Raw genomic sequence first — 5,826 nt, 5'->3', positions numbered from 1 at the left:
AGCCGTCGCGCATCCGCTCGCCGGCGATCCAGTGGCCGCCGCCGCGGCTCAGGTAGCGCAGATTCGCGTCCGAGGAGAAGCCGCGATCGACGACCCAGACGCAACGCCCCAGCCGCCAGCCGCGCAGGTCGTCCTTCACCTGCGCGATCACGGTCTGGTCGTTGGTGTTGCCCGGCCACACCCACACCCTGACCGGGATCCCCTCGCGGGTGACCGCGAGTCCGATCACCACCTGCGGCAGGTCGGGGCGGTGGTCCTTCGAGTGCCCGAGCGCGCGGAAGGGGACCTGATCCGGCTCGCCCTCGCCGCTGTCCGGCTTGGCCTCGAAGTAGGTGGAGGTCGTGTCGAAGAAGAGCAGGTCGACCTCCAGGTTCAACAGGTCGGCGCAGGCGAAGAAGACCGCCTCCTGCAGCTTCGCCTCCGCGTCCGCCTCGACCAGCAGGTCGAGCGCCCGATACGCCTGATCGTCGTCCATCGCCGCCAGGCCGGGGATCGCAATGGAGTTCCCCCGCTTTCATGGACAGGGTTTGATTAGGCGGCTTGCTCTTCAAGTGTGACGGGGTGGTTGATCTTTTCGTAGTCGGCGGGGGAGCGTTGTCCAAGGGTGCTGTGGCGTCGTTCGCGGTTGTAGGGGCATGAAGATCGGCGCATGGGCCCTCGCGGGGAGCTTCGTCCGGCGCGACTCGTAGCGTCGCGGCTTGTTCCCGGGCCGGGGGCTGTCGTGGGATTCGAGGTTGGGCAGGCCGCTGTGTTTTCTATGGGCTGCGAGCCCGCGGTTTGTAGCTGGCCGCCCTCTGCGATTGTCCGGGTGTGCCGTGAGCACGGATCCGTAGATGTCATTCGTTGCCCGCCTCGTATCCGTCGTCGTCAAGGAAGGAGGCGAGGTGCGTTTCATCGCGTTGGATATTCATCGCGACTTCTGCGAGGTCGCGATCGCTGAGGGCGGCGCTGTCAGGTCGGCGCCGCGGGTGAAGACGGATCCGGAGACGCTGGAGCTGTTCGCGGCGAGTCTCGGGGCCGACGATCAGGTCACGCTGGAGGCGACCGGTAACGCGCTCGCGATCGCGCGGATCATCGAGCCGCACGTCGGCCGGGTGGTTCTCGCTGATCCGCGAGCGGTGCGCGGGAGCGCGAGCAGCGCGCTCAAGACGGACAAGGTCGACGCGCGCATCCTGGCGCGGCTGCTCGCGGGTGGTTTGGTGCCGGAGGTGTGGCTGCCGGACGAGCGGACACGGCGGCTGCGACGGCTTGTTTCGCGGCGGGCGCAGCTGGTGCGGCAGCGGACGCGGGCGAAGAATCAGGTGCACGCGGCGCTGATCCGCAACCTGCGACCGCGGCAGCCCATGCGCGACTTGTTCGGCGCGGCCGGCAGGCGTTGGCTCGCGGCGCAGACGCTGCCCGTCGACGAGCAGGAGACGGTCGCGAGCTGCTTGCGCGAGATCGACTTCCTCGCCGGCGAGATCGAGCAGCTCGAGCGGACGATGGCGCTCGCGGTGCTCGGCGACGAGCGGATGCGGCGGCTGCTCGCGCTGCCGGGGATCAGCGGCGTCGCCGCCTGCACGCTCCTCGCCGCGATCGGCGACATCTCGCGCTTCCCAGACGCCGGCCACCTCGTCGGTTACGTCGGTCTCAACCCGCGTGTCCGCCAGTCCGGTTCGGAGAAGCCGCGGCACGGGCGGATCTCGAAGCAAGGGCCGGGCGAAGTCCGGCACGTCCTCGTCGAGGCGGCGTGGCACGCGATGCGTTCGCCAGGGCCGCTGCGGATCTTCGGCGAGCGAGTTGCGGCCAAGCGCGGCAGCAACGTCGCCGTCGTCGCCGTCGCGCGCAAGCTGCTCGTGATCGCCTGGCACCTGCTCAGCCGCGAGGAGGACTACGCCTTCACCCGGCCCTCGCTGGTGCGCGAGAAGATCCGCCGGCTCGAGCTGCTGACGGGCACCGGCCCGGCGCGCGGCAACCGCGGCGCCACCCGTATCTACGCGAGCCGCCAGCAGCGCGATCTCGAACTGGAGCTCGTCCGCCAAGCCGAGCGCGCCTACGCCCGACTGATCAAAGACTGGCAGCCGGCACTCAAGGGTGCGGGTGCCGCACCGGGGCGCGCATCATCGGCCGTCGAGCGGCAAGCAGCGCGGCAGGAGACAGCCCCAACTCCGGCGCTTTAACTCGCGGGTCACCCGCACCAACGGAGACGATCGCAAAGGAAGCCACCACCCGCAAGCGCTCTTGACTTTCATCCGTAGAAGACCTCGATGTAGTCGAAGACCTCGGTGCGCAGCTCGGCCTTCGCGGGCCAGGAGCGACGGTTGATCAGCTCCTTCTTCAAGGTCGCGAAGAAGCTCTCGGCGACGGCGTTGGCGAGCGCCGTCGACTGCGCTCGATGTCGTCGCTGAGGAGCAGGTTGTCCGGGTAACGCATCCGTTCCACCCGTGGCTGGGGCGGGAGTTCGTGTTGGTAGCGGTGCGGCACACCTGGGGCGAGGACAGGGTGTTCTTCCTGGATGAGGAGGGGACGCAGCGCTCGCTGCCGAGAGGCTGGACGGACGCTGCCGATCTGGATCCGTTCGTGGCGCTGGCAGGCGGGCGTAGCGCGCTGCGGGTGGAGAATCTGCTGGCGCTGGTCGAGCTGCTCGAGGGCCTGAGCACCGCGGGCGGCCTCCCCGCCGTTGTAAGGGAGATTCTGCCGTGAGTGTTAGGCGAATTCTGCCGTATCGGGTGCGGCGGGCGGTCACCGACGCTCCTTGCTCGCGACTCTACTCGCGCATGGTGACCGCTCCCGCACTGGGTTGCAGGATGGCAGCGGTTGCTTCGCTATCGATGCCGTCCGATGTGCTCGGCATAATCTTCTTGACATCGACCGTGTGTGGAGGAGCGGTGGCGAGACGAGGCGAGGATCCGAAGGTGGAGGCGTTGCGGGCGGAGCGCAGTCTCAACCCGCGGCCGGAGGCGGTCCGGGACGAGGCCTTCCGGGAGTCGGCGTTCCTGGACGCGCGCGACCTGGTGCAGGTCAAGTACGAGATGGTGCGGCGGGTGCGGCTGGAGGGCGAGGCCGTCAGCGGGACGGCGCGCGCGTTTGGCTTCTCGCGCCCCTCCTTCTATCAGGCGCAGGCGGCGCTGGAGGCGGGCGGGCTGCCGGCGCTGGTGCCGGCGCGGCCGGGGCCGCGGCGGGCGCACAAGCTGACCGAGGAGGTGGTCGCGTTCGCGCGGGAGCGGCTGGAGAGCGACCCCTCGCTGCGCTCGGCCGCGCTGGCCGGGCAGATCGCGGAGCGCTTCGGGGTGCGCGTGCATCCGCGCTCGGTCGAGCGGGCCCTTCAGAGGGCCGCCCGGCCCAAAAGTGGAGGCGAGCGGTGAGCTCGCGGGCGGCGGGGTTGGCGAGGTCGAGCGCTACGAGCGGCTGCGCCGCAGCGCCCTCTCGGGCGAGCCGGACGGCTGGCGGCTCGGGCTCGCCCTACTCGAGCGGCGCGGCGTGGCCGCTTGGACTCGCGCCTGGCAGGAGACGGCGCCTGCTCCTTCCCCTGCGCGTACCGGTCCGGCTGTCGAGGCCCCGGTCGGCGCCGGTGAGATCGTGGGCGTGCTCGCGGCGATGGCGCTCGCCTGCCTGGCGGGGAGGTGAGGGTCGGTGAGCGCGACGGCCGCAGCGGTGTCGAAGGTGACCGCGTCGCATCTGGCGCGCACCGCCTATCTGTACGTGCGCCAGTCGACGCTGCGCCAGGTCGTCAACAACACCGAGTCTGGTCAGCGCCAGTACGCGCTCCGCCAGCGGGCGGTCGCGCTTGGCTGGCCGGCCGAGCAGATCGTCGTCATCGACCAGGACCAGGGCCAGTCGGGTGCCTCCGCCGCCGACCGGGAGGGCTTCCAGCGCCTCGTCGCCGAGGTCGGGATCGGCCGGGCCGGGATCGTGCTCGGGCTCGAGGTCTCCCGCCTCGCCCGCAACAACGCCGACTGGCACCGGCTGCTCGAGATCTGCGCGCTCAGCGAGACGCTGATCCTGGACGAGGACGGCCTCTACGACCCGGGCGAGTTCAACGACCGGCTGCTGCTCGGCCTCAAGGGGACGATGTCGGAGGCGGAGCTGCACTTCCTCCGCGCCCGCCTGCGCGGCGGCATCCTCTCCAAGGCCCGCCGCGGCGAGCTGCCGACGCCGCTGCCGGTCGGGCTCGTCTCCGACCCGGCCGGCAAGGTCGTGCTCGACCCCGACCAGGGCGTGCAGCAGGCGCTCCGGCATCTCTTCCAGACCTTCGAGCGCACCGGCTCGGCGCGGGCGGTCGTGCAGGCCTTCGAGCGCGAGCGCCTCCGCTTCCCGGTCCGCGTCCGCAGCGGCGAGCGCAAGGGCGAGCTCGTCTGGATGCCGCTTCGCCACTGGCGCGTGCTGCGCACGCTGCACAACCCGCGCTACGCCGGCGCATTCGTCTACGGCCGCCGCCGCACCCGCAAGACACCCGACGGCAAGACGACCCTGCAGGAGTTGCCGCGCGAGCAGTGGACGGCGCTGATCCCGGACGTCCACCCCGGCTACATCAGCTTCGACGAGTTCGAACGAAACCAGCGCCTGCTCGCCGGCAACGCCCACGCCTACGGCGGCGAGCGCGCCGCCGGCCCCGCCCGCGAGGGCCCCGCGCTCCTGCAGGGCCTCGTCGTCTGCGGCCGCTGCGGCCGGCGGATGACCGTCCGCTACCACCAGCGCCGCGGCGTCGAGGTGCCCGACTACCAGTGCATCGGCGAGTCGATCCAGGGCGGCGGGCCGCGCTGCCAGACTGTGCCCGGCAAGGGGATCGACGTCGCGATCGGCGAGCTGCTGCTCGAAACCGTCACGCCGCTCGCGCTCGAGGTCGCGCTTACCGTCCAGGCCGAGCTCGAGGCGCGCGCCGACGAGGCCGACCGGCTGCGGCGAAGCCACGTCGAGCGCGCTCGCCAGCGGACCGAGCTCGCCCGCCGCCGCTACCTCGCCGTCGACCCCGACAACCGGCTCGTCGCCGACACGCTCGAGGCCGACTGGAACGACGCGCTCCGCGCCCTCCAAGCAGCCCAGGACGAGTACGAGCGTGCCAGCGCCGTCGCCCGAGCCGCGCTCGGCGAGAAGCAGAAGCAGCGGATCCGCACCCTCGCCGCCGACTTCCCCGCCCTCTGGACCAACCCCGCGACGCCGCAGCGCGAACGCAAACGGATCGTCAGGCTGCTGATCGAGGACGTCACCCTCAACAAGACCGACGCCATCCACGCCCACATCCGCCTCCGCGGTGGACAGACCAGGAGCATCACCCTGCCGATCCCGCCGCCCGCCTGGAAGGCCCGCGAGACCAACCCCGACACGCTCGCCCTGCTCGACCGCCTGCTCGACGAGCACACCGACGCCGAGGTCGCCGCCGAGCTCAACGCCGCCGGCCACCGCTCCGGCGAAGGCAAGCGCTTCACCCGCAGGATCGTGCTCGGCCTCCGCCGCGACCACAACCTCCCCAGCCACGCCGAACGGCTGCGCGCCCGCAGCCTGCTCACCCTCTGCGAGATCGCCGCACTGCTCCGTGTCAGCATGAGCACGATCAAGGCCTGGCACCGCGCCGGCCTACTCACATCGGAGAAGGCCAACGACAAGAACGAGCGGCTCTACCACCCGCCGCGGCCGGGAGACCCACGGCTCGTCAAACAGCTCGGCCGCCGGCTCTCCGAGCGAGAACCCGTCGAATCAACACCAGGAGGTGCAGTGTGAAAGGGTCTGTCAGATTTTCGGTGTAAGTCCTGTTGTCTATTTTGTTAATCGTTGATCTCGATTCGTCCTTCGAATGTCACTGCGAACGCGTTGAGGGCGGGCTTCCAGCGGTTGCTCCAGCGTGCTCGG

The 5,826-nt window shown here is 70.7% G+C and carries 4 protein-coding genes and 3 pseudogenes; 5 read left to right on the top strand and 2 right to left on the bottom strand.

Annotation, left to right across the window (positions count from 1 at the left end):
- A pseudogene (locus Gocc_RS15390) lies at positions 1-499 on the bottom strand (IS1634 family transposase); the annotation flags it as partial.
- A 334-nt stretch (positions 500-833) separates the two neighbouring features.
- Here Gocc_RS15390 and Gocc_RS15385 point away from each other — a divergent pair.
- Positions 834-2,159 (top strand): IS110 family RNA-guided transposase, encoded by a 1,326-nt coding sequence (locus Gocc_RS15385; protein ID WP_220150670.1) that lies wholly within the window; start codon positions 834-836, stop codon positions 2,157-2,159.
- 74 nt (positions 2,160-2,233) lie between these two features.
- Here Gocc_RS15385 and Gocc_RS15380 read toward each other — a convergent pair.
- Positions 2,234-2,350, bottom strand: a pseudogene (locus Gocc_RS15380) (IS3 family transposase); the annotation flags it as partial.
- A gap of 65 nt (positions 2,351-2,415) precedes the next feature.
- Here Gocc_RS15380 and Gocc_RS15375 point away from each other — a divergent pair.
- The 4 genes and pseudogenes from Gocc_RS15375 to Gocc_RS15360 all read left to right on the top strand — a co-directional run.
- Positions 2,416-2,682 (top strand): annotated as a pseudogene (locus Gocc_RS15375) (DUF5372 family protein); the annotation flags it as partial.
- 185 nt (positions 2,683-2,867) lie between these two features.
- On the top strand, positions 2,868-3,344 hold the full coding sequence (locus Gocc_RS15370) for a helix-turn-helix domain-containing protein (RefSeq protein ID WP_220150668.1): 477 nt from the start codon (positions 2,868-2,870) through the stop codon (positions 3,342-3,344).
- Positions 3,328-3,606 carry a hypothetical protein gene (locus tag Gocc_RS15365; RefSeq protein WP_114797461.1) on the top strand — a complete coding sequence of 93 codons (279 nt, stop codon included), beginning with the start codon at positions 3,328-3,330 and terminating at the stop codon, positions 3,604-3,606. The genes Gocc_RS15370 and Gocc_RS15365 overlap by 17 nt, the downstream gene beginning before the upstream one ends.
- A 6-nt stretch (positions 3,607-3,612) precedes the next feature.
- Positions 3,613-5,697 (top strand): recombinase family protein, encoded by a 2,085-nt coding sequence (locus tag Gocc_RS15360; RefSeq protein ID WP_114797460.1) that lies wholly within the window; start codon positions 3,613-3,615, stop codon positions 5,695-5,697.
- Positions 5,698-5,826 lie beyond the last annotated feature (129 nt).

The organism is Gaiella occulta, from assembly GCF_003351045.1.
GTDB classification, from domain to species: Bacteria; Actinomycetota; Thermoleophilia; order Gaiellales; family Gaiellaceae; genus Gaiella; species Gaiella occulta.
Note: the sequence above shows the minus strand (reverse complement) of the source record. Positions and strands in the feature narration are given on the sequence as shown.

Excerpts from the sequence above, each read along its gene's own strand:
- Gocc_RS15385 (WP_220150670.1), top strand. The coding sequence starts at position 834 with ATGTCATTCGTTGCCCGCCTCGTATCCGTCGTCGTCAAGGAAGGAGGC.